Below are 25,078 nucleotides of genomic sequence, written 5' to 3' on the forward strand. Positions count from 1 at the left end.
GTTACTCTGTATGTGAACAGACTGTTGATCTACAGCTGTAAGGAGGCCCTATGGCGAAGTATCAGAATCTACTGGTGGCTATTGACCCCAATCAGGACGATCAACCGGCGCTGCGCCGGGCAGTTTACCTGATCAAGCGGAACGGCGGGCGGATTAAGGCCTTTCTTCCTATCTATGATTTCTCTTACGAAATGACCACCCTGCTTTCCCCTGACGAAAGAACGGCGATGCGGCAAGGGGTGATTAGCCAACGGGCGGCGTGGATTAAAGAGCAATGCCGCTTCTATCTTGAAGACGGTGTCCCCATTGAAATCAAAGTGGTGTGGCACAATCGTCCCTATGAGGCGATCATTCAGGAAGTGCTGAGCGGCAAGCACGATTTACTGTTGAAAATGGCCCATCAGCACGACAGGCTGGAATCCGTGATTTTCACCCCGACGGACTGGCATCTGCTGCGCAAATGCCCTTGCCCGGTGTGGATGGTGAAAGACCAACCCTGGCCTGAAGGGGGTAAAGCGTTGGTGGCGGTCAACCTCTCCAGCGAAGAGCCTTATCATGACCCACTCAATATCCGGCTGGTGCAAGAAACGCTCGAACTGGCGCAAAACGTCGATCAAACCGAAGTACACCTGGTGGGTGCCTACCCGGTTACTCCGATCAATATAGCCATCGAACTGCCCGATTTTGACCCCAGCATCTATAACGATGCAATCCGCGGGCAGCACCTGATCGCCATGAAGGCGTTAAGGCAAAAATTCCACATCAACGAAGAGTTCACCCACGTGGAGAAAGGCCTGCCGGAGGAGGTGATCCCGGATTTGGCCGAGCATTTGCAAGCGGGCGTGGTGGTGTTAGGTAGCTTGGGCCGCACCGGTATTTCTGCTGCGTTTATCGGCAATACCGCGGAACAGGTGATCGACCATCTGAAATGTGACCTGCTGGTGCTCAAGCCGGATGACTTCGACTGCCCGATCGTGATGGATGAAGACGACGAGCACGACGATGAGGATTGATTTCGGTGCCTTATAAAACAAACAGGGCCCAATTGGGCCCTGTTTGACATTCTGGGGTAGGAAATTAAAGCTCTACCACATCGAAACGCACGTCAGGATTAACGTCCGCGTCATAATCCACTTCTTCCAGACCAAAGCCGAACAGGCGCAGGAACTCCTGCTTGTAGCCGGTGTAATCGGTCAGTTCACTCAGGTTTTCCGAAGTGATTGACGGCCACAGATCGCGGCAGGCCTGCTGCACATCATCACGCAGTTCCCAGTCATCCATACGGATACGGGCATGATCGTCCAGCGGCATCTCTTCGCCGTACAGACGGGTGTGCATCAAACGGGAAACCTGTTCCATGCAGCCTTCGTGAATGCCCTTCTCTTTCATGATCTTGAAGGCCATGGAGATATACAGCGGCATTACCGGAATGGCCGAAGAAGCTTGAGTGACCACGGACTTCAGCACGGCAACGTGAGCGGTGCCGCCCTTGGCAGCCAGATCGCCACGGATAGCGGTAGCTGCGCGATCCAAATCTTCTTTGGCGCGGCCCAGCGTACCGTGCCAGTAGATTGGCCAGGTCAGGTCGGTACCGATATACGAGTAAGCAACGGACTTGGCACCTTCGGCCAGCACGCCCGCTTCTTCCAACGCCGACATCCACAGTTCCCAATCCTGACCGCCCATCACGGTGATGGTGTTCTGGATCTCTTCTTCGCTCGCCGGTTCAACCGTAGCGGTGATGATTTGGTCTTTGTTGGTGTCGATAGCGGTGGTGGTATAAACCTCACCGATTGGCTTCAGTGCGGAACGCACTACTTCGCCGGTATCTGGCATTTTACGCACCGGCGAAGCCAGTGAGTAAACCACCAAATCAATTTGGCCCAGGTCAGCTTTGATCAGCTCAATCACCTTGGCACGGCATTCGTTGGAGAAGGCATCGCCATTAACGCTTTTCGCGTACAGGCCAGCTTCTTTAGCGGCTTTATCGAAAGCGGCCGAGTTGTACCAGCCAGCGGTGGCGGTTTTGCTTTCGCTGCCCGCTTTCTCGAAGAATACGCCAATGGTGGCAGCGTCGCTGCCAAAGGCGGTGGCAATACGGGAAGCCAGACCATAACCGGTAGATGCACCGATCACCAGCACACGTTTAGGGCCATTGGCAATCTTGCCTTGTGCCTTGGTGTAGGCAATCTGACGACGAACATTGGCTTCACAACCGACCGGATGAGTGGTGGTGCAGATAAAGCCGCGAACCTTAGGTTTGATAATCATATGGGTCTAGGATCCGTTAAAGGGATGAAATCGGGACATAAGATAACTCATTGTGTCCCTTTTTTGTGATCTGATGTGTTAGATTGCACAAATGTTGCGCAAATCTTGTTAAATTAAGCACAAATTCCGTCAGGGATCTGCCTTGTTTAGCAAAATCACTCCTGCGTCACAAACCCCAATTCCTGAGAGATGCGCCGCGTGGTCTCCAGCAGCGGTTTCATCAACGACTCTACGCCAACCTGTTGCAGCTTGGCCGTAGGCAGCGAAACCGAAACGGAATAAGGCACCCGTTGCTGAATATCGAACACCGGGGCAGCAATACAGGACACGCCCAGCTCGTTTTCTTCGCGATCCATCGCCACGCCCTGCTTGCGGATATCCGCCAACTCCTCATACATCTTCGGCAATTCGGTAATGGTATTACGCGTCAGTACCTGGATCTCCTGCTGATGGGTTTGCCAATAGTGATCCGGATAGTCGCTCTTGCCATAGGCCATAAAAATTTTACCCATCGCCGAACAGTACAGCGGCATATGCTGGCCGATATAGGCACGGGTACGCATCATGCCGGTGGTCGGTTCCAACTTGTAGATCAGGATCACATGATCGTCTTCCCGGCTGGAGAAGTTGACCGTTTCCCCCACTTCCAGGTTCAACTGCTCCAAATGCGGCGCAGCCACGTGGATGATGTTCAATGAGGAAAGCGCCTTTTGACCAATAGAAATAAATTTGGTGGTCAGGCGGTAACTGCCTGGGGAAGGCGCCTGCGTGACATAGCCACTGGTATGCAGCCCTTGTAACAGGCGGTGCACGGTGCTTTTGTTCATCTCGGCCAGCTCGGACAGGTGCGCCAGCGGGCAACCATTAGGGAAATTGCTCAATATTTCAATCAGCTGCAAACCACGAAACAGGCTTTGGCTGCCCAGGGGTTTGTCTTTTTTGTCATCTTTTTCGTCAACAGCTTTCAGGCTCATAGCGAAGTCTCTCCATTGTTGAGCCGCCAGCCGTTGCCACGGCGTAAGAAGCGGACCTACTGGGGGAGAATGTTACTCCAAGGGCCGCATCAGGTGAAGTTGGAACGCCGTATCATTTTCAGTAGTGAGGTTAAAACCCGCAACATTCCGGCAACCTTATAAGTGAGTTGTGCGTCACAAATTGACAAAATTAAAAATAATCCATTGTTTATTAAGGAGAATTAAAACCGTCCCGGCTTTGCTTTAGCTCGACGTTAGGCATATCATTTTTGAAATCTGATTTCGCATATTGAAATTTAAGGTTGATTAAAACAGCAGGACTTCATTTATTGGCATCGCGCTGATGGCGCGAACCGACACAGGGGCGCATCACATGACTCAAGGCAATGCGGATCAACCCATTCTTACGCTCAGCCATATCGTCAAGCGTTTTGGCGGCAACATCGCGGTTAACGACGTCAGCCTGCAGGTGATGCCCGGCGAAGTGCTGGCGCTGCTAGGGGAAAACGGCGCGGGTAAATCCACGTTGATCAAAGTCCTGGCTGGAGTGTATCCCCGCGATGGCGGCGATATCCACTTTCAAGGTAACAGCATTGCCTCGGCGGCGGCGATTAAAAGTGATAGCCGCCAGCCGATTGCCTTTATCCATCAGGATCTGGGCCTGATTGAATGGATGACGGTAGCGGAGAACATGGCGCTGGTGATGGGGTTTCCCCGCCGTTTCGGGCTGATCGACTGGCGAGCCATTCGCCGCCGTGCGCTGGAAGCCTTGCAGGATGTGGGGATTGCCCTGGACCCAGACGCACGTGTATTTGAGCTTTCCCGCACGGAAAAGTCATTGCTGGCCATTGCCAGGGCGGTGGCGGTGAATGCCGAACTGCTGGTGCTGGATGAACCTACCGCTTCCCTACCCGCCAACGACGTACGCCACCTGTTTGCGGTGATCAACCGGCTGCGTGCCAAAAAGGTCGGCATGATTTACGTCACCCATCGCCTGGATGAAGTGATTGAAATTGCCGATCGGGTTTGCGTGATGCGTGACGGGCGCTACGTTGCCGGGGGCAATACCGCCGATTATTCCCTGCGCGATCTGGTGCAGATGATCGTGGGTGAAGCGATGGCGGAAGATCAGCGTGAACCGCTGCCGCAGCACCAGCCGCCGGTATTGCAACTGCATAACATCACCGTCGGGGATATCGGCCCGGTCAGCTTTGAATTGCAGCCGGGTGAAATGCTCGCTCTTGCCGGGCTACGCGGCGCTGGCCAGGAGGAGATTGGCCGCCTGCTGTTTGGCCTGCGCCAACGGGACAGCGGAGAAATCCAGTTTCGCGATAAACCTTACTCAGCCACCACGCCGCAGCAGGCTATGGCCTGTGGAGTGTCGCTTGTCGCTGGCGATCGCACCGGCGAAAGCCTGGTGATGTCGATGAGCGTACGGGAAAACCTGTTTATCAACCCCTGCGCCAGCGGCCATAAGCTGTTCTCGCGCTATAGCCGCCGAGCCGAAATCGGTGCCAGTTGGTGGAAGGTGCAGCTGTTCGACGTGCGGCCAAAGGACGTCAATATCGATATCAGCGCCCTGTCCGGCGGCAATCAGCAAAAAGTGGTGATGGCCCGCTGGATGCATCTTGCGGCACCGTTGCTGATCCTGGAAGACCCTACTGCCGGGGTTGACGTGGGCGCCCGCGCCGAAATCTATCATCTGTTAAATAAATCCCTGGCAGCCGGCGTGGCGGTATTGGTGATCTCCAACGATTTTGAAGAGATCGCGCATATCTGTAACCGCGCCCTGGTGTTTAACCGGGGGAAAGTGGTGGGCGAATTGAAGAACCAACAAGTCTCGTTCGCCAATTTATTGGAGCTGGCCTCTGCCAGCGCTGGGGAAGCCGTTGTGGAGGAATACCATGTCGAATAAAACGTCCGTCAAATCAACGGCGCTGGAACAGCGCGTCAGCCTGGGACAGGACGGCGTTGGCCCATGGCTGATGCAAATCATTACCCGTTATGGCCTGCTGCTGCTGTGTATTGCGTTGGTGATCGTCTTCTCGCTCACCACGCCGTCGTTCGCCTCGATGCTGACGGTACAGGCGATCCTCTCCAGCAAGGCCAAGATCGCCCTGCTGGCGCTGGCGGCCACCATTCCGATGATCGTCGGCAAGATCGACCTGAACGTCGGTTTCGGTATCGTACTGTGGCACATTCTGGCGATCACCTTACAGGTGGAATATGGCTTCTCCTGGCAGATGGCGGTGCTGACCGTGCTGGTCATTTCCGCGCTGTACGGCCTGCTTAACGGCATCCTGGTAGCGCTGGCGGATATCGACAGCTTCGTGGCCACCCTGGGTTCAGGCACCGTGCTGTATGCGCTGGCGCTATGGCACTCCGGCGGGCGGCAGATTGTCGGCGACCTACCCGACGCCTTTATCGCCCTGCATCACACCGAAATCGCCGGGATCCCGATTGTGGCCTTCTACGTGCTGATCGTCGCCGTCATCCTGTGGCTGATCACCGAACATACCCCGCTGGGCCGGTGCATGTATGCGGTAGGCGGCAATCCGGCTGCGGCGCGGCTCAACGGTATTTCGGTCAATCGCTTCACCATTGGCGCCTTTATCGCCTCGAGCGTGCTCACCGGTTTTAGCGGCGTGCTGATCGCTGCTGAACAGGGGGTGGGCCAGGCCAGCGTCGGGATGGATTACCTGTTACCCGCCTTGGTGGGGGCATTTCTCGGCAGTACCACCATTCGTCCAGGCCGAGTGAACGTCTGGGGCACCGTGGTCGGCATTGCCATTCTGGCGATCGGCATCGCGGGGATCCAGCAGTTTGGTGGGGAGTTCTGGGTCGAACCGCTGTTCAACGGCGCGACGCTGCTGCTGTCCATCACGCTGGCGGGCTATGCCCAACGCCGTCGGTTACTCAATCAGAAAGCAGTACAACGCAGTCAGGCGGCATCTGCCGACAACAACAACCAAAATGCGATCAATCCTTAATCAGGAGCACAGCCATGAAACATTGTTGGATTTTGCCCGGGATCACCACTCTGCTGTTGGCCACCTCACCGGCCTGGGCAGATGCCTATCTCGATCAGGCCACGGCGGCGGTAGCCAAAGCCACTGCCAGCAGTACACAATGGGATGGCCCTACCAGCGGGCCGCAGCTGCAGGCGAACAAGAAAATCATCTTTATTGCCTCTGACATGAAGAACGGCGGCGTGCAAGGAGTGCAACAAGGGCTGAGCGAAGCAGCCAAGGTGGCGGGCTGGCAGTTGGAAACGCTGGACGGCGGTGGTTCGGTGAAAGACCAACTGTCGTCGCTGAATCAGGCCATTGCCCAAAAGCCGGACGGGATCGTGATCGGCGGCTGGAACCCCAACGTGGCTAAAATCCCGCTGAAAAAGGCGGTGGCTCAGGGGATCGTTCTGACGGCCTGGCACGCGGTGCCGGAGCCCGGCCCCATCGCCAAATACGATGTGTTTTATAACGTCACTTCCGATTCCAATGAGGTAGCACGCATCGCCGCACAGTACGCGGTCGTGAAATCCGGTGGGCAGGCCAGCGTGCTGATCTTTACCGATTCGCTGTACCAAATCGCGCTGGACAAGGCCAACGTGATGAAAGAAGAAGTGGCCAAATGCAGCGGCTGTAAACTGGTGGAATTTATCGACACCCCGCTGGCAGATACCGCCAGCCGCATGCCAGCCATGACCTTCAGCCTGTTGCAGAAATACGGTGACAAGTTCCAGTACGCGCTGGCAATCAACGATTTGTATTTCGATTTTATGGCTCCGGCGCTGAAAACTGCCGGTAAAGGCGGCAGCAATGCGCCGTTTAATATCTCGGCCGGTGACGGCTCTATTTCTGCCTATCAACGCATTCGTTCCGGTGACAGCCAGTCGGCCACCGTGCCCGAGCCGCTGAAACTGCACGGCTGGCAGTTGCTGGATGAGTTTAACCGTGCCTTCGCCAAGCAGGCACCTTCCGGTTACGTGACTCCGGCCCATCTGGTCACCCGCGAGAATATCGCCAATGACGGTGGCCCAAATAACATGTATGACCCACAAAATGACTATCAGGGGCATTACAAAACGATTTGGGGTGTGAAGTAATCAGGAGGCTGAGATGATCGAACAACGACTGGAACGTTTGTGTTCCCCCGCCGTTTGGGCCGAAGGCCCGGTATGGCTACCACAGCAGGATGCGGTGGTATTCAGCGATGTGAAAGGCAACCGCATGTTCCGCTGGGCCCGCAATGGCGAGCTCAGCGTATGGCGAGCGGCATCCAACTATGCCAACGGTAACGCCCGTGATGCCGAGGGGCGTGTCATCAGCTGTGAACATGGGCGACGGGGTATCAGCCGCACCGAGCACGACGGCAGTGTCCAACTGCTGGTCGACCGGGTGGATGGTAAGCGCTTCAACTCACCAAACGACATCGTGGTGCGCTCCGACGGCACATTATGGTTTACCGATCCGCCGTACGGCATCATCGGCGATGAAGAGGGCTACAAGTCCGAAAGCCAGGTGATCGGCTGCTATCTGTATTGCTTCGATCCCCGTGATGGCTCGCTGAACATTGCCGCCAGCGATCTGCAGCGGCCCAACGGCCTGGCCTTCTCTCCGGATGAAAGCCTGCTGTACGTGGCGGATATGTCGATTATTGACTTCCCTACTCTTGGACGTCGCGAACTGCGGGTGTATCAGGTGGAAGGACGGGAGTTGAAGGCTGGCAGGCATTTTGCCCAGGTCGCACCGGGGATCCCGGACGGCTTCTGCCTGGATAGCGCCGGTAATCTGTTTTGCAGCTGTGCCGATGGCGTGATTATCTTTAATCCTCAAGGGGAACAAATTGGCAAAATCCCGGTGCCGGAGTGCGTTTCCAACTGTACCTTCGGCGGGCCGGAAGGCAATGAGCTCTACATTACCGCCACCACATCGCTGTACCGCATTGTCCTGAATACCCACGGGTAATCATGGGCTGGTCATCACGCAGGGGGAGTTCGCCTCTCCCTGCTTTGTCACGTCTGTAGCACGTCAGCACCCTCAAACTGTGTTGCCGATCACATAATCACCAGGTTAATTTAACTGACTGTTTTTCAATAAAAATTTACTTCACTCCGGCTTTGACTTCATCCCGACAGGGGTATAGCATTTATTTGAAATGCAATTTCGCATATTGAAATTAAAAGAACACAAAACACGCAGTTCACTATAAGGGAGAAGCAGTATGAGAGTGAGCTATACCGAGTTAAAACAGCAATTCAAACGCGTGTTGCTGGCACGGGGAGTGGCGGAAACCACGGCAGATGAGTGTGCTACTCTGTTTGCGGATACCACCGAAAGCGGCGTCTATTCCCACGGGGTCAACCGCTTCCCACGTTTCATTCAGCAGTTGGACGCAGGTGATATCGTGCCTGACGCCGAACCGAGCAAGCTACTGTCGTTAGGCGCCATCGAACAGTGGGATGCCCATCAGGGCATTGGCAACCTCACCGCCCGCAAGATGATGGATCGTGCCATGCTATTGGCGGATCAACACGGAATTGGCCTGGTGGCGTTGCGTAATGCCAACCACTGGATGCGTGGCGGAGGTTACGGTTGGCAAGCTGCAGAACAAGGCTATATCGGCATTTGCTGGACTAACTCGATCGCCGTCATGCCGCCTTGGGGGGCTAAAGAGTGCCGTATCGGCACTAACCCGTTGATCGTCGCCGTGCCAAGTAACCCGATCACCATGGTAGATATGTCGATGTCGATGTTCTCCTACGGCGCGCTGGAAATGAATCGCCTGGCGGGCAAAAAACTGGCGGTAGACGGCGGATTCGATAACGACGGCAACCTGACGCGCGATCCGGCCACCATTGAGGAAAATCGGCGTATCTTGCCAATGGGCTATTGGAAGGGGTCTGCGCTGTCGATAGTGCTGGATATGATCGCTACCCTGCTCTCTGGCGGTTCATCAGTTGCAGAAGTTACCGAAGATAACCGTGATGAATACGGCATTTCGCAGGTGTTTATCGCCATTGAGATCGACCGCCTGATCGACGGCAAAACCCGTGATGAAAAGCTGCAGCGCATAATGGATTACGTTACCAGCGCCGAGCGTGATAACCCAGAAGTCGCCATTCGCTTGCCAGGCCACCGCTTCCCGCACGTCCGCGCCGAAAATCAACGCGAAGGCATCCCGGTAGATGACCGCGTCTGGGCCCGCATTCAGGCACTTTAAGGAGCTGTTTATGATCTTCGGCCATATTGCCCATACGACAGCAGAACACTACCCCCCGGCGATTGCCAAAGCCGTGGCCTATTTGCAGAACACCGACTTTACCATTCTGTCTGCCGGGCGTTATGAGGATCCGCAAACCGGTTATGTAGTGCAGGTGCTGGATCTTCACACGCAACATAAAGATGAGTTGCGCCCTGAAGTACACCGTAAAAATATCGACGTGCAGTTCCTGGTAAGCGGCACTGAATTAATAGGCGTTGCAGCAGACAGAGGAAATAACGTTATTCATCAGGAATTATTAGCGCAGCGTGACATTATTTTCTATCAGGACGTAGAAGACGAATCCTGGTTAACCATGCAGCCCGGTAATTTTGCGGTATTTTATCCGCAGGATGTCCATCGCCCTGCCTGTATTAATCAAACGTCCTGCGATATCAGAAAGGTGGTAGTGAAAATACCGATAACATTACTTTCCAGCACGATGAATTAAAGACTATCTCATAACGTGAATTTAGCCGTTTCATTGATTGCGATAATATCAGGTGAAAAATATGGAAAACACAACGCCGGGCTTTATTATTGGTGCTTATCCTTGCGCCCCTTCATTTCATCAGCTCGAACGTGAGAAGGAAGTTCAATTCTGGGACCGGCTGACTGAACTGCCGCTGATCCGTGGGCTGGAGCAGCCTTGCCTGGACGAACTGCATCCTTATGGTGACGATTTCTTGCTTAAGCAGATCCCCAGCCACTGGCAACTGGTGCTTACAGCAGTAATGGGGACCATGCAACGACGCGGCAGCGGGCGGGATTTTGGCCTCGCCGCCCGTAATGAGGAGGAGCGCCAGGCAGCGGTGGATTATATCCGTTCAATACATGACAAAGTTAAGCGCACCAACGATCGCGCCGGTCGCCAACAGGTGGTAGCCCTGGAGCTTCAATCGGCCCCCAACCGGCAGGAAAAAGACAGTGCCGCGGCGCGGCAGGCCTTCATTGCCTCGTTGGAAGACATTGCCGGTTGGCACTGGGAATGCGATTTGGTGATTGAGCACTGCGATGCGCTGACCGGGCCCATGCCACACAAAGGTTTCCTGACGCTGGAAGATGAGATCATCGCGGCACAGGCGATTAACCGCCACTTTGGCGATACGCTAACCCTGGCCATCAACTGGGGCCGCTCTGCTATTGAGGGGCATAATGACCTCCTGCCTTTACAACAGGTGAAACAGTGTCAACAGGCAGGGTTATTAAGCGCCCTGATGTTCTCCGGCACCGCCAGCCACGGTGCTTATGGCGAATGGGAGGATACGCATGCGCCCTTTGCCCCATTCGATGGGAGCCATTATGTTTGCCATGAATCATTAATGACGCTGGACAGTGCTCGGCAATTATTTAATCAGGCTCCGCTGGCAGAATTAAACTATGCAGGTATCAAATTACTGTCCACCTCGGCACAAGAGAGTGTCGAACAAAGGATCGCTATTATCAAGGATGGTATCAACGCCCTGGCGTTAAGCAGTGGCCTAATCACAACACCAATAAGATAGAACATCAAATAATACCTATGAAACGGTAAACAATAATACGGATTTATTCCGAGCACCCTACTTATGCGAAGGTATCAATAACATGAATACTGCTTCTGTTGCTGTTAGCCAAAGTCAGGCCATACCCAAATTACGCTGGCTGAGAATTGTGCCGCCTATTCTGATTACCTGCATTATTTCTTATATGGACCGCGTTAATATCGCCTTCGCCATGCCTGGCGGCATGGACGCCGAATTGGGGATCACCGCCTCCATGGCCGGCTTGGCGGGCGGCATCTTCTTCATCGGTTATCTGTTCCTGCAAGTGCCCGGCGGCAAGCTGGCGGTTAACGGTAACGGCAAAAAGTTTATTGGCTGGTCGCTGCTGGCCTGGGCGGTGATCTCGGTGCTGACCGGTTTGGTGACCAATCAATACCAACTGCTGTTCCTGCGCTTTGCCCTGGGTGTTTCAGAAGGCGGTATGCTACCGGTAGTGCTGACCATGATCAGCAACTGGTTCCCGGACAAGGAACGTGGCCGCGCCAATGCCATCGTGATCATGTTCGTGCCGATCGCCGGTATCCTCACCGCCCCGCTATCCGGCTGGATCATCACCGCCTGGGACTGGCGCATGCTGTTCCTGGTAGAAGGTGGTCTATCACTGGTGGTGATGGCGTTATGGTGTTTCACCATCAGCAACCGCCCACAGGAAGCCAAGTGGATCTCACAGGCTGAAAAAGACTACCTGATCAAAACCCTGCATGACGAACAGTTGCTGATCAAAGGCAAAACGGTGCGCAATGCTTCGCTGCGGCGCGTGCTGGGCGACCGGATCATGTGGCAACTGATCCTGGTTAACTTCTTCTACCAAACCGGGATCTACGGCTACACCCTGTGGCTGCCCACCATTCTGAAGGGCCTGACCAACGGCAATATGGAACAGGTGGGCTGGCTTGCCGTGCTGCCCTACATTGGCGCCATTTTCGGCATGCTGATCGTTTCCACCTTGTCCGATCGCACCGGTAAACGCAAAGTGTTCGTTGCCCTGCCGCTGGCCTGCTTTGCTATTTGCATGGCGCTTTCCGTACTGCTGAAAGATCACATCTGGTGGTCTTATGCCGCGTTAGTCGGTTGCGGCGTGTTTATTCAGGCGGCCGCAGGCGTGTTCTGGACTATTCCCCCCAAATTATTCAACGCTGAAGTGGCCGGTGGCGCACGCGGTGTGATCAATGCCTTGGGCAATCTTGGCGGTTTCTGCGGCCCCTATATGGTCGGCGTGCTGATCACTCTGTTCAACAAGGACGTTGGTGTTTATAGCCTGGCAGCCTCACTGGCGATCGCCGCAATGCTGGCGCTGATGTTGCCAAACAGGTGCGACCAGGTCGCCGGGAGCGAGCAATGAAATACTGGCTCGGGCTCGATTGCGGCGGCACCTTTATCAAGGCCGGATTGTATAACGCCGAAGGTAAAGAACTGGGCATTGCTCGCCGTAATTTGGCGATCGTCGCCCCACAGCCTGGCTGGGCGGAACGGGATATGCCCGCACTATGGCAAACCGCCGCCAGCGTGATCCGCGAGGTGTTGGAACATAACGATGTCGCCGCGGCAGCCGTTCACGGGCTGGGGATTTCGGCCCAGGGCAAAGGCGTGTTCCTGTTGGATAAACAGGGAAAACCGCTGGGTAACGCCATTCTGTCTTCCGATCAGCGGGCACTGGCACAGGTGATGGCCTGGCAACAAGCGGGCATGCCGCAAGCGCTGTACGAGCAGACTCGCCAGACGCTATGGACCGGCCATCCGGTTTCGTTGCTGCGCTGGATCAAGCAGCATCAACCCGAGCGCTACGTCCAGATCGGCAGCGTGCTGATGGCACATGATTATCTGCGCTATTGCCTGACGGGTGAACTGGCCGGTGAAGAAACCAATATCTCCGAATCCAACCTGTATCAGATGGAGCGCGGCTGTTATGACCCGGCACTGGCACAGTTGCTTGGCATCGACGAGATCGTGACAGCCCTACGGCCAATTGTCGGTTCTGCCGAGGTCGCCGGGCGCGTTAGTGCTGAAGCCGCAGCACTCACCGGCTTGCCAATCGGCACCCCGGTGGTGGGCGGTTTGTTTGACGTGGTATCCACCGCACTCTGTGCCGGGTTGCAGGATGAAACCCGACTCAACGCGGTGATGGGCACCTGGTCGGTCACCAGTGGGATAACCGCAACGATCGCTTCCGACTCCGGCTATCCGTTCGTTTATGGCCGCCACGCTGAGCAAGGCAAATACATCGTCCACGAAGCCAGCCCTACCTCCGCTGCCAATCTGGAGTGGTTTTGCCAGCAATGGGGCTTGCACGACTACGCGCAACTCAACCGCTGGGTGGCAGACCTGCCCAAGGCTGGCAGCCAGTTGCTGTTTGCCCCCTTCCTTTATGGTTCCAACGCCGGGCTGGGATTGAGTGCCAGCTTCTACGGCATCCAGGCCTTCCATCAGCGCGAACATCTGGTCCAGGCGATTTTCGAGGGCGTGGTGTTCTGCCATATGACCCACCTGAACCGTATGCGGCAACGTTTCCCCCAGACCAAGGCACTGCGCGTCACCGGGGGGCCAGCTAAATCGGCCCCCTGGATGCAAATGTTTGCCGACGTCAGCGGCTTACCGGTCGAGCTGCCGCAGGTGGAAGAAACCGGCTGTCTGGGCGCGGCGATGGCCGCCATGGTGGGAACCGGCGCTTTTAGCGACTTTGCCGCCGCGCAGCGGGCATTGGCTCCACGCATCGAAACCGTTCTGCCAGATCCCACCGTCCAGCATGCTTACCACCGTAAGTACCAACGTTATCAGGCGCTGGTTGCCACGCTACAAACGTTGCAACACGGCAATTTCAAGGAGGCTGTATGACCATCAAACCGCGCCTGCAACTGGCGCTCGATCACACCCGGCTGGATGCCGCTCTGCAAACGGTCGACCATCTGCATCCGTACGTCGACATCATCGAGGCAGGCACCATTTTATGCATCAGCGCCGGGATCCAGGCAGTGGGCGCCCTGCGTGAACGTTGCCCGCAACATACGCTGGTCGCCGATCTGAAGGTGGCCGATGCCGGAGCAACTCTGGCCGAACAGGCTTTTTCGCAGGGCGCCGACTGGATGACCGTGATATGTGCAGCTCCCCTAGCCACCATGGCTAGCGCGCTGGAGGTGGCCGAGCGCTACCGGGGCGAAATCCAGATCGAACTGTTTGGCCGCTGGACGCTGGAAGATGCCAAAGCCTGGCGCGATCTGGGTATCAAACAGGCGATTTACCATCGTGGCCGCGATGCTCAGGCCAGCGGGCAAACCTGGGGTCAACAGGATCTGGACACCATGAAGGCGCTGTCCGATCTGGGGATTGAGCTTTCGGTTACCGGCGGGATCGTCCCGGCCGATTTGCCGCTGTTTAAAGACATCGCCGTGACGGCGTTTATTGCCGGGCGTGCGCTGGCCGAGGCTGCCGATCCGGTGGTGGCCGCACGTCAGTTTCATACCGCCATTGATGACATTTGGAGATCTTGATATGCGCCAGCATCCGTTGGGAATTTACGAAAAAGCGCTGCCGAAACACCTGAGCTGGCCAGAGCGGCTGGCATTGGCCAAGGCCTGCGGCTTTGATTTTGTCGAGATGTCGATCGATGAAAGTGATGAACGGCTGGCACGTCTGAGCTGGAGCAAAGAGCAGCGTCTTTCGCTGGTCAGCGCCATGTTGGAAACCGGCATCAGCATTCCCTCGATGTGCCTTTCTGGCCATCGCCGTTTCCCGTTCGGCAGCCATGACGAGGCCACGCGGCAGCAGGCTTATCTGATCATGGAACAGGCGATCCAACTGGCCAAAGACGTTGGCATTCGCACCATTCAGTTGGCGGGTTATGACGTGTATTACGAGCAGCGGGATGAAGGAACCCTCGCCCGCTTTACCGAGGGTATGCAATGGGCGGTGGAACGTGCCGCTGCCGCACAGGTGATGCTGGCGGTCGAAATTATGGATACCGAATTCATGAGTTCCATCAGCAAGTGGAAAAGCTGGGACTCCCTACTGGCTTCCCCTTGGTTCACGGTATATCCAGACGTTGGCAACCTTAGCGCCTGGGGTAACGACGTCGCGCAAGAATTGCAGCTCGGCATTGACCGCATCGCTGCCATTCACCTCAAAGACACCTTCCCGGTCACTGAGACGTCACCGGGTCAGTTCCGCGATGTGCCATTCGGTGAAGGCTGTGTGGATTTTGTCGCCCTGTTCCGTACGCTGAAGCAGCTCAACTATCGCGGCGCTTTCCTGATTGAGATGTGGACCGAAAAAGCCGACGAACCGGTTGCCGAGATCGTGCAAGCCCGCCGTTGGATTGAACAACAAATGCAGCAAGGAGGAATGACATGCTAACTCTGCCACAGCTCAAACAGCAGGTTTTGGAGGCCAACCTCGACCTCCCGCGCCACAAGCTGGTGACCTTTACCTGGGGTAACGTCAGCGCCGTTGATCGTGAACGCGGATTGGTGGTGATCAAGCCTTCCGGCGTGGAATATGCGCATATGCAGGTGGAGGATATGGTGGTAGTCAATCTGGCCGATGGACAACGAGTTGAGGGTAACAAGAAGCCTTCTTCAGATACCGCTACCCATTTGGCGCTGTACCGCGAGTTTGCTGACATCGGCGGCATCGTGCATACCCATTCACGCCATGCCACTATCTGGGCACAGGCCGGGTTGGATATCCCTGCCTGGGGGACCACTCATGCCGACTATTTCTACGGCGCGATCCCTTGCACCCGGTTGATGACCGCAGACGAGATCGAGCACGATTATGAACTGGATACCGGCAAGGTGATTATTGAAACCTTCCGCCAGCGCGGCATCAGCCCAAGCGCCATTCCGGCGGTGCTGGTCAATGCCCATGGGCCGTTTGCCTGGGGTAAGGATGCGCATGACGCAGTGCACAACGCGGTCGTACTGGAAGAAATTGCTTATATGGGGATTTTTTCGCGGCAGTTGACGCCGGGGATTGGCAACATGCAGCAGGTGCTGTTGGATAAGCATTACCTGCGCAAGCACGGCAAGAACGCCTATTACGGCCAATAGCATCCCCTCACCCCAACCCTCTCCCACAGGGAGAGGGAGCTGTTAGCCCCTGCGCTTTTGGAAGTAAAGAGGTCATCTCAGCAAACTCGATCGCTCCTCCTTCAAAGTGAATGACTACCATTTCAAACACACTCGATCGGTCCTCATTCAAAGTGGGTTAATACCATTTCAAACACACTCGATCGGTCCTCATTCAAAGTGGGTTACTACCATTTCAAACACACTCGATCGGTCCTCATTCAAAGTGAGTTACTACCATTTCAAACACACTCGATCGGTCCTCATTCAAAGTGAGTTACTACACTTTCAGCCCAACTCGATCGGTCCCCTTGTATGTTTAAGGTACTTTAATTACCCGCCCAAAGGCGGGTAGACTTTAACCGAGTTGTACCTGACGCTACAGCCCGATTCCCCTCTGGGACAACAAGCCCGTGGGAGAGCTTATGGCGTGGCGTCAGTTTTCCTGTTAACCCGAACAGCTGCCAGGGCGGCATCAGCCAGCCCGTATCTTACAAGGCCGGGAGACTTGAAATGACTGAACATGCAACCGTCGGTATCGACATTGCCAAAGACACTTTTGACGTATACATCGACCCAACTCGTCAGCTTCTGCATCTGGATAACACACCGGAAGGCCATCAGCAGTTGCTGAGTTCGCTCTCTGCCATCACCGTCAAGCTTGTCGTGATGGAGGCGACAGGCCGATATCACTCGTTGCTGGCCGCCACGCTTGAGTTGGCTGGGTTACCCGTGGCCGTGGTCAATCCACGCCAGGTAAAAAACTTCGCTCGTGCGCTAGGGACCCTGTACAAAACCGACCCGAATGATGCGCGTATCATCTGCGAGTTTGGCCGGAGAATGGAGCCCGAAGCCCGCCCCACACCGGATGAACAGACGCAGCGTCTGGCCGGGATGGTGACCCGCCGTCGCCAACTGGTCGATAACAGGACCATGGAGATAAACCGCTATAAAAGCTGCGATGACGTGGTGGTCTCAGCGGGCATCAAGCGGCATATCGACTGGCTGACCGCTGAAATCCGGGATGCAGATGACGATATCGACAGGCAAATAAAAGTGATGCCTCTGTGGCGGGAAAAGGCGACGTTGTTGGAGGAAGTCAAAGGTATCGGGCCGACAACGATGGCGGTGCTTCTTGCGATGTTGCCGGAGCTGGGGAGGCTGAATCGGCACAAAATAAGCGCGTTGGTTGGCGTGTGTCCCTATGCCCATGACAGTGGAAAAATGAAAGGGAAGCGAAGTATCTGGGGAGGGCGAAGCGCGGTGCGTTCAGCGCTATACATGGCGACCTTGTCAGCGGTGCGGTACAACCCGACAATCCGGGAGTTTTACGAGCGCCTGACAGGGCGTGGAAAACCGTTCAAGGTGGCGGTGACCGCCTGCGTGAGAAAGCTGCTAACCATCCTGAATGCGATGCTGCGGGATAATAAAAAATGGGTGACAAATTAATCATCACCCGTTGATTTTAAACACAGCTGCTCTCCCTGTGGGAGAGGGTTAGGGTGAGGGGTCAGTTCGATAAAAAATGCCAGCCACTGAGAAGTGGCTGGCATTGTGTTTTTCCTACAGTGATATTACAGCGCGCGCAGGATCGCTTCCACGCTGGCCTTGGCATCGCCAAACAGCATCTGGGTGTTCTCTTTAAAGAACAGCGGGTTCTGCACACCGGCATAGCCGGTATTCATCGAGCGTTTGAACGCGATAACGTTTTGCGCTTTCCACACTTCCAGCACCGGCATACCAGCAATTGGGCTGCGCGGATCTTCCAACGCCGCCGGGTTCACCGTGTCGTTGGCACCAATGACCAGGACGGTATCGGTGTCCGGGAAGTCATCGTTGATCTCGTCCATTTCCAGCACCACATCGTACGGCACACGGGCTTCCGCCAGCAGCACGTTCATGTGGCCCGGTAAACGACCCGCCACCGGATGAATACCAAAGCGCACCTTGATGCCACGCGCGCGCAGCTTCTCGGTGATTTCCGCAACCGGATACTGTGCCTGCGCCACCGCCATGCCGTAGCCTGGGGTGATGATCACCGAGGTGGAGTTACGCAGCTGTTCGGCCACTTCTTCCGCCGTGGTTTCGCGGTATTCGCCCATTTCTTCTGCGTCGCCGGTTGAGGAACCATCGGTACCAAAACCACCGGCAATCACGCTGATAAACGAGCGGTTCATCGCTTTACACATGATGTACGACAGGATCGCACCGGAAGAACCGACCAGCGCACCGGTTACGATCAGCAGATCGTTGCTCAGCATAAAGCCTGCCGCCGCTGCTGCCCAACCGGAGTAGGAGTTCAGCATCGACACTACCACCGGCATGTCTGCCCCACCGATTGACGCCACCAGATGCCAGCCGAAGCCAAGAGCAATCACGGTCATGATCAGCAGTGCGAACACTTCCCAACCAACGCTGTTGGTACGCACGAACAGCACCATCAGCAGGAAGGAAACCACCAGAGCAGCCAGGTTCAGCTTGTGACGATTAGGCAGCATCAGCGGCTTGGAAGAGATGATGCCGCGCAGTTTGCCAAAGGCCACGATAGAACCGGTAAAGGTCACCGCACCGATGAAGATGCCGAGGAACACTTCGGTAAGATGGATATTTTCCATCACCGGTTCCATGGCCACCGTACCGTGATCCAGGTAGCTGTTGAAGCCGACCAGCACCGCAGCCAGACCCACAAAGCTGTGCAGCACCGCCACCAGCTCTGGCATTTCGGTCATTTCGACCTTCTTGGCCAGATACACGCCAATGGAACCACCGATGATCATCGCGATAATGATCCAGCCCACGTTACCGGAATCCGGCCCGAGGATGGTGGCGATCAACGCGATCGCCATCCCGGCCACGCCGAACAGGTTACCCTGCTTGGACGTTTCATGGCGCGAAAGACCGGCCAGGCTGAAAATAAACAGAATAGCGGCAACAATGTATGCAGCTGTAACTAATCCACCAGACATTTTTGCTACCCCTTAGTTTTTGCGGAACATCTTCAGCATGCGCTGAGTGACGGTGAATCCACCAAAAATGTTGATGCTGGCGATCAGTACCGCGACAAAGGAGAGGAAACTCACCCAGCCGCCATGACCAATCTGCAACAACGCACCGACCACGATAATCCCTGAGATCGCGTTAGTGACCGACATCAACGGGGTATGCAATGCATGGCTGACGTTCCAGACCACGTAGTAACCTACCACGCAGGCCAGCGCAAACACGGTAAAGTGAGACAGGAATTCTTTCGGTGCCGAATTGGCAAACCAACCGAACAGGATGATCGCCAGTGCGATCAGACCGTATTTCACTATTGGTGAGGTTGGTTTCTTTTCAACTTTCTCGATTGGCGCGGCGGCAGCCTGCTTAGGCTGGGCGGAGACCTGGATCGGCGGTGCTGGCCAGGTAACTTCGCCATCGCGAACTACGGTCACGCCGCGGATCACGGTGTCTTCGAAATCGATATTGATTTCGCCGTTTTTCTCTTTCGACAACAGCTTCAGCAGGTTCACCAGGTTGGTGCCGTATAGCTGTGAGGACTGCGTCGGCAAGCGGCTTGGCAGATCGGTATAACCGATAATCTTCACGCCGTTTTCGGTAACGGTCACCTGATCGGCCACGGTCAGCTCACAGTTGCCACCGGTTTGCGCGGCCAGATCGACAATCACGCTGCCCGGCTTCATGGAAGCCACCATCTCTTTGGTAATAAGCTTTGGTGCCGGGCGGCCAGGGATCAGCGCCGTGGTCACGATAATGTCTACTTCCTCTGCCTGAGCGGCAAACAGCGCCATTTCCGCTTTGATAAAGGCTTCAGACATCACTTTGGCATAGCCATCGCCGCTGCCTGCTTCTTCCTCAAAGTCCAGCTCGAGGAATTCTGCGCCCATACTCTGCACTTGCTCTTTCACTTCCGGGCGGGTGTCGAAGGCGCGAACGATCGCCCCCAGGCTACCAGCCGCACCGATAGCGGCCAAGCCAGCAACCCCAGCACCAATGATCATCACTTTGGCCGGGGGAACTTTACCGGCGGCGGTGATCTGGCCGGTGAAGAAACGCCCGAATTCGTGCGCCGCCTCAACGATAGCGCGATAACCGGCGATATTGGCCATTGAGCTCAGAGCATCCATGGACTGTGCACGTGAAATACGTGGTACGGAATCCATGGCCATAGCGGTCACGTTGCGGGCCGCCAGCTTCGCCATCAATTCTGGGTTTTGTGCCGGCCAGATAAAGCTGACTAACGTACTGCCTTCACGCATTAACGCAATTTCTTCCTCAAGAGGTGCGTTAACCTTCAGGATCAGATCCGATTGCCACACATCGGCTGTATCGGTAATTGTCGCCCCTGCGGCTTGATAAGCTGCATCTTCAAAGCTTGCCAGTTTTCCCGCCGCGCTTTCGATCGCGACGGTAAAGCCCAGTTTCAGCAGTTGTTCTACCGTTTTCGGCGTTGCTGCAACTCGGGCTTCATTGGCCAACCGTTCTCTTGGTACACCAATACGCATAATGTTCCCTTCTCACCTGTTCTGATGATGTTTATTATCGTGTTACCCATAGCGATAGCACCGGCTGGCAAGTTTTTTATCAGCCTTGCCTGTCAGCAAATTAAGGTGCCACCTATAACCTACTGAAAATGTGATCGATGATCCATAATTGCTTACGTTTACCCGTCAGTTTTTACATAAAAATGCAGCTAAGGCTATGACAAATCTCAAATCTGGATGCAAAAACTGCCCGGAAGGCCCTTTTCAACGCACTATTGTGCAGAACCCGCCCTAAGCCATTTCCTGTCAGCCGGGGACAGCGAGCATAAAAGTTATAAAATTGTGAATAATTAACATTAATGAGATTAAACGCTTTATTATTGAAACTTATAACCTGTTGGCTCAACGTGGCTCATCTAGTGTGGCTCGGCTTTGTCGCATCGCATCACATAAAATGCTGAGACACCTGCCAAGGTTACATGGCATAATCTGCGGCTGAATTACACCTAAACTGTTCAGCACGTTATAAACGTTACTGCGCTTGGCGAAAGGATTTTTTATGAAGCTGAAGACCACGATCATCGCATCAGCCTTGTTATCACTTACTGCGCTGTCTGTGCATGCCGCGCAAGAGTTAACTCCTGAGAAAGCAGCGGCCATCAAGCCGTTTGATCGCATCACCATTACCGGCCGTTTTATTGCCATCAACGAAGCTGCCGATGCCGTATCCCGCCGTGCAGATAAAATGGGGGCCGATGCCTTCTATATCCAGGACATCAACAACAGCAACAATGGCGGCAACTGGCGCGTCACCGCAGACGTCTATCATAAAGATGCCCCAGAAGTCAGCAAAGAGACCAAATACCGCGTGATTAACGGCGTGAAAGAACTGCCGAAAGACGAAGCCTTCCTGCTTGAGCCTTACGATACCGTCACCGTCAGCGGCTTCTACCGCAGCCAGCCAGACATCAACGACGCCATCTCCAAAGCCGCACAGAAGAAAGGCGCTGCCTCGTTCTTTATCGTGCGTCAGGTGGATGCCAACCAGGGCGGCAACCAGTTCATCACCGCTTACATCTATAAAGCCGATGCGCCGAAGCGTGTGGTGCAGAGCCCGGATGCCGTACCTGCCGATTCTGAAGCCGGTAAAGCCATGTTGGCTGCTGGTGGTGCAGAAGCCGCCAAGGTCGAGATCCCTGGCGTTGCCTCTTCCGGCTCACCAGCCCGCGACGTTGGCCGCTTCTTCGAAACTCAGACCTCTACCGGCCAGCGTTACACTGTAACCTTGCCGAACGGCACAAAAATTCAGGAAGTGAATAACGTCACCGCCGCGCAGATGGTGCCGTTTGATTCCGTGACCTTTACCGGCCACTTCAACAGCATGACCGACGTCTCTACCGAAGTGGCGAAACGTGCCGCAGAGAAAGGCGCCAAGTACTACCATGTGACGCGCCAGTGGCAGAACAAGAGCGGCGGCAACCTGACCGTCAGCGCCGATCTGTTCAAATAATCCCCGCTGTCACCTTGATCGAAGGGCTGCCACCGTGCAGCCTTTTTTTATGCCGCTGCTGAATAAGTTTTTATCCATTGCGCATAACCAATCATTGCATCTGCAAGCATCTCCCCTTAGAATTTGCGCCAATTTTTAGCTCTATTACCTGCCCTTGCGGTAATTGCCATGACGTTATGGCTGGCCTGCACGGAACGCATAGTTGTTTATTCTGTCTCGGGATCCATCATTGGAAAGAAAACTTGGTCTTACCGCGTTAACCGCCTTGGTGCTCAGCTCAATGCTGGGCGCAGGCGTCTTTAGCCTGCCGCAGAATATGGCCGAGGTTGCCAGCCCGGCGGCCTTGCTGATTGGTTGGGCCATCACCGGCGTCGGCATTCTGTTCCTGGCGTTTGCCATGTTGTTACTGACCCGCCTGCGCCCCGACCTGGATGGTGGCATCTTCACCTACGCCAAAGAAGGCTTTGGCGAACTGGTGGGCTTCTGCTCTGCGTGGGGTTACTGGCTGTGTGCGGTGATCGCCAACGTTTCTTATCTGGTGATCGTGTTTGCTGCACTAAGCCTGTTTACAGACCGCAGCGGCACGGTGATCCTGGGCGATGGCAACACCTGGCAGGCGTTGATCGCCGAATCCTTGTTGCTGTGGATCGTCCACGCCTTGGTATTGCGCGGCGTGCAAACGGCGGCCAGTATCAATCTGGTGGCCACCCTCGCCAAGTTGCTGCCGCTCGGCCTGTTTGCCGTGCTGGCCGCTATTGCGTTCCGCATGGATACCTTCACCTTGGACTTCCACGGCGTTGCCCTTGGTACGCCAGTTTGGCAGCAGGTTAAAGACACCATGCTGATCACCCTGTGGGTGTTTATCGGTGTTGAAGGAGCCGTAGTGGTTTCCGCCCGCGCCAAGCAGAAAAAGGACGTTGGCCGCGCCACCATGCTGGCCGTGATTTCCGCTTTGGCGGTGTATCTGGTGATCACCCTGCTGTCGCTCGGCGTGGTGCCACGCAGTGAGCTGGCTGAAATGCGTAACCCATCAATGGCGGTGCTGATGGTTGACCTGATCGGCCCTTGGGGTGATGTGATCATCGCCACTGGCCTGATCGTTTCGGTGTGCGGGGCTTACCTCAGCTGGACTATCATGGCGGCCGAAGTGCCTCTGCTTGCCGCTCAACACGGCGCATTCCCTAAAATTTTCCGCAAGCAAAACCAGAACCACGCTCCGTCAGCCTCCTTGTGGTTGACCAATGGTGCAGTGCAAATTGCGCTGGTGATTATCTGGCTGACCGGCAGCAACTACAATTCGCTGCTGACCATCGCTTCCGAGATGATCCTGGTGCCTTATTTCCTGGTGGGAGCCTTCCTGTTCAAGGTAGCCCGTCAGCGGCAGGATAAGCGGCTGATTTTCGCCGCGAGCGGTGCCTGCCTGTATGGGCTGTGGCTACTCTATGCTTCAGGCCTTATGCACCTGTTGATGTCGGTGCTGCTGTATGCACCTGGCTTGCTGGTGTTTATGTATGCCCGCAGTGGACATCAGGAAGTGAAATTGCTCAACCGACTAGAGAAAGGCACCGTTATGCTGCTGTTGGCTGCAACCCTCCCGGCCGGATGGTTTATGTTGCATTGATCGACTCCATTAACCGGGTGACCTCACCCGGTTAATTGCCAGGCACCGGTTGGGCGTTAATGGTGATCCTCTCACCCACCTGCGTCACTAGCACTGATTCGCCGCACTTTTTCTCAATGGCGTCCAACTGCTCCGCCGCCAGCGGATACGGCAGTTGAATATCAAACACCACCAAACGCTGCTGCCGAGCCAGATCGATCAGGCGAATAATATTGACCTCATCGCTGACCTGCGTCGAAACCACCTGTAATGCCAACTCTTTCAACTGATCCTGACGCGAGCGTGAGTCTGCCACGCGCGATTTCACGACCATGCCAAAAATGGGCATCACACCATAGATTGCATCTATAAAGCGCCACTGCTTCTTGCAGGAAGCAGATAAAAAATGGGTGTAGTCAAAACAGACTCTCTCACTGCGCGCGACGAATGCAAGATGATCGTTGTTCATCTTCGTTACCCTTCTGGTGGCCAGTGCTGAAATGTTATCGATGGCAAGCGTTATCCGCTTTCTGACGTATAATGGCATAATTACCTTAATATTTGCCAGTTTGCTCAGGAGCTTTACTCGATGGTCTCTCACAACTCGGCCCCTGTGCTGATCACCGGCGGTGCCCGCAGAATTGGGCTGGCTCTGGCCAAGTCGTTCTTACAACGGGGCGTTCCGGTCATTATTGCCTATCGCAGTGAATACCCGGCGTTAGCCGAACTCCAAGACCTTGGTGCGATCTGCCTGCAGGGTGACTTCTCTGCCCACGAAGGGATCTATCGTTTTGCCGATCAGGTGAAACAGGTCGCCCCAAAGCTGCGTGCCGTGATCCATAACGCCAGTGCCTGGTTGGCAGAATCGGCCGATACTCCGCCGGAACAGGTGATGGCTTCGATGCTCCAGATCCACGTTTACACGCCCTACCTGCTAAACCAACTGCTGGAACCCTGCCTGCTTGGCCAAGGGCAAGCCGGTGCCGATATCATCCACCTGACGGATTATGTGGTGGAGAAAGGCAGCGACAAGCACATTGCCTATGCCGCCAGTAAGGCCGCGCTGGATAATATGACCCGTTCCTTTGCCCGCAAGCTGGCCCCCGAAGTCAAAGTGAATGCGATCGCCCCGGCGCTGATCATGTTCAACACTGGTGATGATGAAACCTATCGTCAGCAGGCACTGACCAAATCCCTGATGCAGATCGCCCCAGGGGAAAGCGAAGTGGTCAATCTGGTGGATTATCTGATGGGCAGCCGCTACGTTACCGGGCGCACTCACGGTGTGGATGGCGGACGACCGCTGCGCTGAATAATGGGCATGGCGCAACACCGAGCAGCGCGCTATGCTGGATGCCGTTTTTCCTATAAAAC

Annotated in this window: 22 protein-coding genes; 17 read left to right on the forward strand and 5 right to left on the reverse strand. The window is 55.3% G+C overall.

All coding sequences use genetic code 11. The annotated features are described in order from the left end of the window. Window positions 1–50 precede the first annotated feature (50 nt). A complete protein-coding gene (gene uspE, locus KGP26_RS14635; protein WP_021806484.1) occupies window positions 51–1,013 on the forward strand; it encodes a universal stress protein UspE in 963 nt (320 codons plus the stop codon). 64 nt (window positions 1,014–1,077) lie between these two features. Here the strand turns inward: uspE and fabV are convergent, their stop codons facing one another. Then, complete coding sequence (fabV, locus tag KGP26_RS14640; RefSeq protein ID WP_021177880.1) at window positions 1,078–2,271, reverse strand: enoyl-ACP reductase FabV; 1,194 nt, start codon at window positions 2,269–2,271, stop codon at window positions 1,078–1,080. A 155-nt stretch (window positions 2,272–2,426) separates the two neighbouring features. Then, a complete protein-coding gene (locus KGP26_RS14645) occupies window positions 2,427–3,245 on the reverse strand; it encodes an IclR family transcriptional regulator (RefSeq protein ID WP_021806485.1) in 819 nt (272 codons plus the stop codon). 373 nt (window positions 3,246–3,618) lie between these two features. Here KGP26_RS14645 and KGP26_RS14650 point away from each other — a divergent pair, with 373 nt between their 5' ends. The 13 genes from KGP26_RS14650 (at window position 3,619) to KGP26_RS14710 (ending at window position 17,559) form a co-directional block, all read left to right on the forward strand. Next, a complete protein-coding gene (locus KGP26_RS14650) occupies window positions 3,619–5,160 on the forward strand; it encodes a sugar ABC transporter ATP-binding protein (RefSeq protein ID WP_037375957.1) in 1,542 nt (513 codons plus the stop codon). Continuing rightward, a complete protein-coding gene (locus KGP26_RS14655) occupies window positions 5,150–6,235 on the forward strand; it encodes an ABC transporter permease (protein WP_218519308.1) in 1,086 nt (361 codons plus the stop codon). Before KGP26_RS14650 ends, KGP26_RS14655 begins: the two co-directional genes overlap by 11 nt. A gap of 14 nt (window positions 6,236–6,249) precedes the next feature. Then, a complete protein-coding gene (locus KGP26_RS14660; RefSeq protein WP_021806488.1) occupies window positions 6,250–7,350 on the forward strand; it encodes a substrate-binding domain-containing protein in 1,101 nt (366 codons plus the stop codon). A gap of 13 nt (window positions 7,351–7,363) precedes the next feature. Next, window positions 7,364–8,212: an SMP-30/gluconolactonase/LRE family protein gene (locus KGP26_RS14665; RefSeq protein ID WP_059200895.1), complete on the forward strand. Its 849-nt coding sequence runs from the start codon at window positions 7,364–7,366 to the stop codon at window positions 8,210–8,212. A gap of 256 nt (window positions 8,213–8,468) precedes the next feature. Further along, window positions 8,469–9,467: a 3-dehydro-L-gulonate 2-dehydrogenase gene (gene yiaK, locus KGP26_RS14670; protein WP_021806490.1), complete on the forward strand. Its 999-nt coding sequence runs from the start codon at window positions 8,469–8,471 to the stop codon at window positions 9,465–9,467. 10 nt (window positions 9,468–9,477) lie between these two features. Beyond that, on the forward strand, window positions 9,478–9,957 hold the full coding sequence (locus KGP26_RS14675; protein WP_223664172.1) for a YhcH/YjgK/YiaL family protein: 480 nt from the start codon (window positions 9,478–9,480) through the stop codon (window positions 9,955–9,957). Between the two features lie 61 nt (window positions 9,958–10,018). Continuing rightward, window positions 10,019–11,011, forward strand: coding sequence for a DUF4862 family protein (locus tag KGP26_RS14680; protein ID WP_223664173.1), 993 nt, complete (start codon window positions 10,019–10,021; stop codon window positions 11,009–11,011). Window positions 11,012–11,093: 82 nt separating this feature from the next. Further along, window positions 11,094–12,392 carry an MFS transporter gene (locus KGP26_RS14685; protein ID WP_218519305.1) on the forward strand — a complete coding sequence of 433 codons (1,299 nt, stop codon included), beginning with the start codon at window positions 11,094–11,096 and terminating at the stop codon, window positions 12,390–12,392. Further along, window positions 12,389–13,882 carry an FGGY-family carbohydrate kinase gene (locus tag KGP26_RS14690; protein WP_223664174.1) on the forward strand — a complete coding sequence of 498 codons (1,494 nt, stop codon included), beginning with the start codon at window positions 12,389–12,391 and terminating at the stop codon, window positions 13,880–13,882. The genes KGP26_RS14685 and KGP26_RS14690 overlap by 4 nt, the downstream gene beginning before the upstream one ends. Further along, window positions 13,879–14,535, forward strand: a complete 657-nt coding sequence (ulaD, locus tag KGP26_RS14695; protein ID WP_059200900.1) for a 3-keto-L-gulonate-6-phosphate decarboxylase UlaD — start codon at window positions 13,879–13,881, stop codon at window positions 14,533–14,535. The genes KGP26_RS14690 and ulaD overlap by 4 nt, the downstream gene beginning before the upstream one ends. Before the next feature lies 1 nt (window position 14,536). Beyond that, window positions 14,537–15,397, forward strand: a complete 861-nt coding sequence (locus KGP26_RS14700) for an L-ribulose-5-phosphate 3-epimerase (RefSeq protein WP_059200901.1) — start codon at window positions 14,537–14,539, stop codon at window positions 15,395–15,397. Continuing rightward, entirely contained in the window at window positions 15,391–16,092 is a 702-nt protein-coding gene (gene araD / locus KGP26_RS14705; RefSeq protein ID WP_021806497.1) for an L-ribulose-5-phosphate 4-epimerase, read from the forward strand. The genes KGP26_RS14700 and araD overlap by 7 nt, the downstream gene beginning before the upstream one ends. A 531-nt stretch (window positions 16,093–16,623) precedes the next feature. Next, the gene (locus KGP26_RS14710; protein ID WP_059199132.1) at window positions 16,624–17,559 is read left to right on the forward strand and encodes an IS110 family transposase; all 936 of its coding nucleotides are present in this window, start codon (window positions 16,624–16,626) and stop codon (window positions 17,557–17,559) included. 125 nt (window positions 17,560–17,684) lie between these two features. Here KGP26_RS14710 and pntB read toward each other — a convergent pair whose 3' ends face one another. Continuing rightward, window positions 17,685–19,076, reverse strand: coding sequence for a Re/Si-specific NAD(P)(+) transhydrogenase subunit beta (gene pntB, locus KGP26_RS14715; RefSeq protein WP_021177867.1), 1,392 nt, complete (start codon window positions 19,074–19,076; stop codon window positions 17,685–17,687). 12 nt (window positions 19,077–19,088) lie between these two features. Next, complete coding sequence (pntA, locus tag KGP26_RS14720; RefSeq protein ID WP_071683463.1) at window positions 19,089–20,615, reverse strand: Re/Si-specific NAD(P)(+) transhydrogenase subunit alpha; 1,527 nt, start codon at window positions 20,613–20,615, stop codon at window positions 19,089–19,091. A 538-nt stretch (window positions 20,616–21,153) separates the two neighbouring features. On the opposite strand from pntA, the gene ydgH reads away from it, so the two are divergent. Both ydgH and KGP26_RS14730 read left to right on the forward strand, forming a co-directional pair. Then, window positions 21,154–22,104, forward strand: a complete 951-nt coding sequence (gene ydgH, locus KGP26_RS14725; RefSeq protein WP_021177865.1) for a DUF1471 family protein YdgH — start codon at window positions 21,154–21,156, stop codon at window positions 22,102–22,104. A 229-nt stretch (window positions 22,105–22,333) separates the two neighbouring features. Then, window positions 22,334–23,725, forward strand: coding sequence for an amino acid permease (locus tag KGP26_RS14730; protein ID WP_223664175.1), 1,392 nt, complete (start codon window positions 22,334–22,336; stop codon window positions 23,723–23,725). 31 nt (window positions 23,726–23,756) lie between these two features. Here KGP26_RS14730 and KGP26_RS14735 read toward each other — a convergent pair whose 3' ends face one another. Further along, complete coding sequence (locus tag KGP26_RS14735; RefSeq protein ID WP_059200902.1) at window positions 23,757–24,173, reverse strand: hypothetical protein; 417 nt, start codon at window positions 24,171–24,173, stop codon at window positions 23,757–23,759. Window positions 24,174–24,293: 120 nt separating this feature from the next. On the opposite strand from KGP26_RS14735, the gene folM reads away from it, so the two are divergent. Then, window positions 24,294–25,016 (forward strand): dihydromonapterin reductase, encoded by a 723-nt coding sequence (folM, locus tag KGP26_RS14740; RefSeq protein ID WP_059200903.1) that lies wholly within the window; start codon window positions 24,294–24,296, stop codon window positions 25,014–25,016. Window positions 25,017–25,078: the final 62 nt, after the last annotated feature.

This window comes from Serratia sp. JSRIV002 (genome assembly GCF_019968725.1).
Taxonomy (GTDB): domain Bacteria; phylum Pseudomonadota; class Gammaproteobacteria; order Enterobacterales; family Enterobacteriaceae; genus Chania; species Chania fonticola_B.

Excerpts from the sequence above, each read along its gene's own strand:
- KGP26_RS14645 (WP_021806485.1), bottom strand. The coding sequence starts at position 3,245 with ATGAGCCTGAAAGCTGTTGACGAAAAAGATGACAAAAAAGACAAACCC.
- folM (WP_059200903.1), top strand. The coding sequence starts at position 24,294 with ATGGTCTCTCACAACTCGGCCCCTGTGCTGATCACCGGCGGTGCCCGC.
- KGP26_RS14650 (WP_037375957.1), top strand. The coding sequence starts at position 3,619 with ATGACTCAAGGCAATGCGGATCAACCCATTCTTACGCTCAGCCATATC.
- KGP26_RS14655 (WP_218519308.1), top strand. The coding sequence starts at position 5,150 with ATGTCGAATAAAACGTCCGTCAAATCAACGGCGCTGGAACAGCGCGTC.
- ydgH (WP_021177865.1), top strand. The coding sequence starts at position 21,154 with ATGAAGCTGAAGACCACGATCATCGCATCAGCCTTGTTATCACTTACT.
- KGP26_RS14685 (WP_218519305.1), top strand. The coding sequence starts at position 11,094 with ATGAATACTGCTTCTGTTGCTGTTAGCCAAAGTCAGGCCATACCCAAA.
- pntB (WP_021177867.1), bottom strand. The coding sequence starts at position 19,076 with ATGTCTGGTGGATTAGTTACAGCTGCATACATTGTTGCCGCTATTCTG.
- pntA (WP_071683463.1), bottom strand. The coding sequence starts at position 20,615 with ATGCGTATTGGTGTACCAAGAGAACGGTTGGCCAATGAAGCCCGAGTT.
- araD (WP_021806497.1), top strand. The coding sequence starts at position 15,391 with ATGCTAACTCTGCCACAGCTCAAACAGCAGGTTTTGGAGGCCAACCTC.
- KGP26_RS14680 (WP_223664173.1), top strand. The coding sequence starts at position 10,019 with ATGGAAAACACAACGCCGGGCTTTATTATTGGTGCTTATCCTTGCGCC.
- KGP26_RS14665 (WP_059200895.1), top strand. The coding sequence starts at position 7,364 with ATGATCGAACAACGACTGGAACGTTTGTGTTCCCCCGCCGTTTGGGCC.
- KGP26_RS14710 (WP_059199132.1), top strand. The coding sequence starts at position 16,624 with ATGACTGAACATGCAACCGTCGGTATCGACATTGCCAAAGACACTTTT.
- ulaD (WP_059200900.1), top strand. The coding sequence starts at position 13,879 with ATGACCATCAAACCGCGCCTGCAACTGGCGCTCGATCACACCCGGCTG.
- yiaK (WP_021806490.1), top strand. The coding sequence starts at position 8,469 with ATGAGAGTGAGCTATACCGAGTTAAAACAGCAATTCAAACGCGTGTTG.
- KGP26_RS14675 (WP_223664172.1), top strand. The coding sequence starts at position 9,478 with ATGATCTTCGGCCATATTGCCCATACGACAGCAGAACACTACCCCCCG.
- uspE (WP_021806484.1), top strand. The coding sequence starts at position 51 with ATGGCGAAGTATCAGAATCTACTGGTGGCTATTGACCCCAATCAGGAC.
- fabV (WP_021177880.1), bottom strand. The coding sequence starts at position 2,271 with ATGATTATCAAACCTAAGGTTCGCGGCTTTATCTGCACCACCACTCAT.
- KGP26_RS14660 (WP_021806488.1), top strand. The coding sequence starts at position 6,250 with ATGAAACATTGTTGGATTTTGCCCGGGATCACCACTCTGCTGTTGGCC.
- KGP26_RS14700 (WP_059200901.1), top strand. The coding sequence starts at position 14,537 with ATGCGCCAGCATCCGTTGGGAATTTACGAAAAAGCGCTGCCGAAACAC.
- KGP26_RS14735 (WP_059200902.1), bottom strand. The coding sequence starts at position 24,173 with ATGAACAACGATCATCTTGCATTCGTCGCGCGCAGTGAGAGAGTCTGT.
- KGP26_RS14690 (WP_223664174.1), top strand. The coding sequence starts at position 12,389 with ATGAAATACTGGCTCGGGCTCGATTGCGGCGGCACCTTTATCAAGGCC.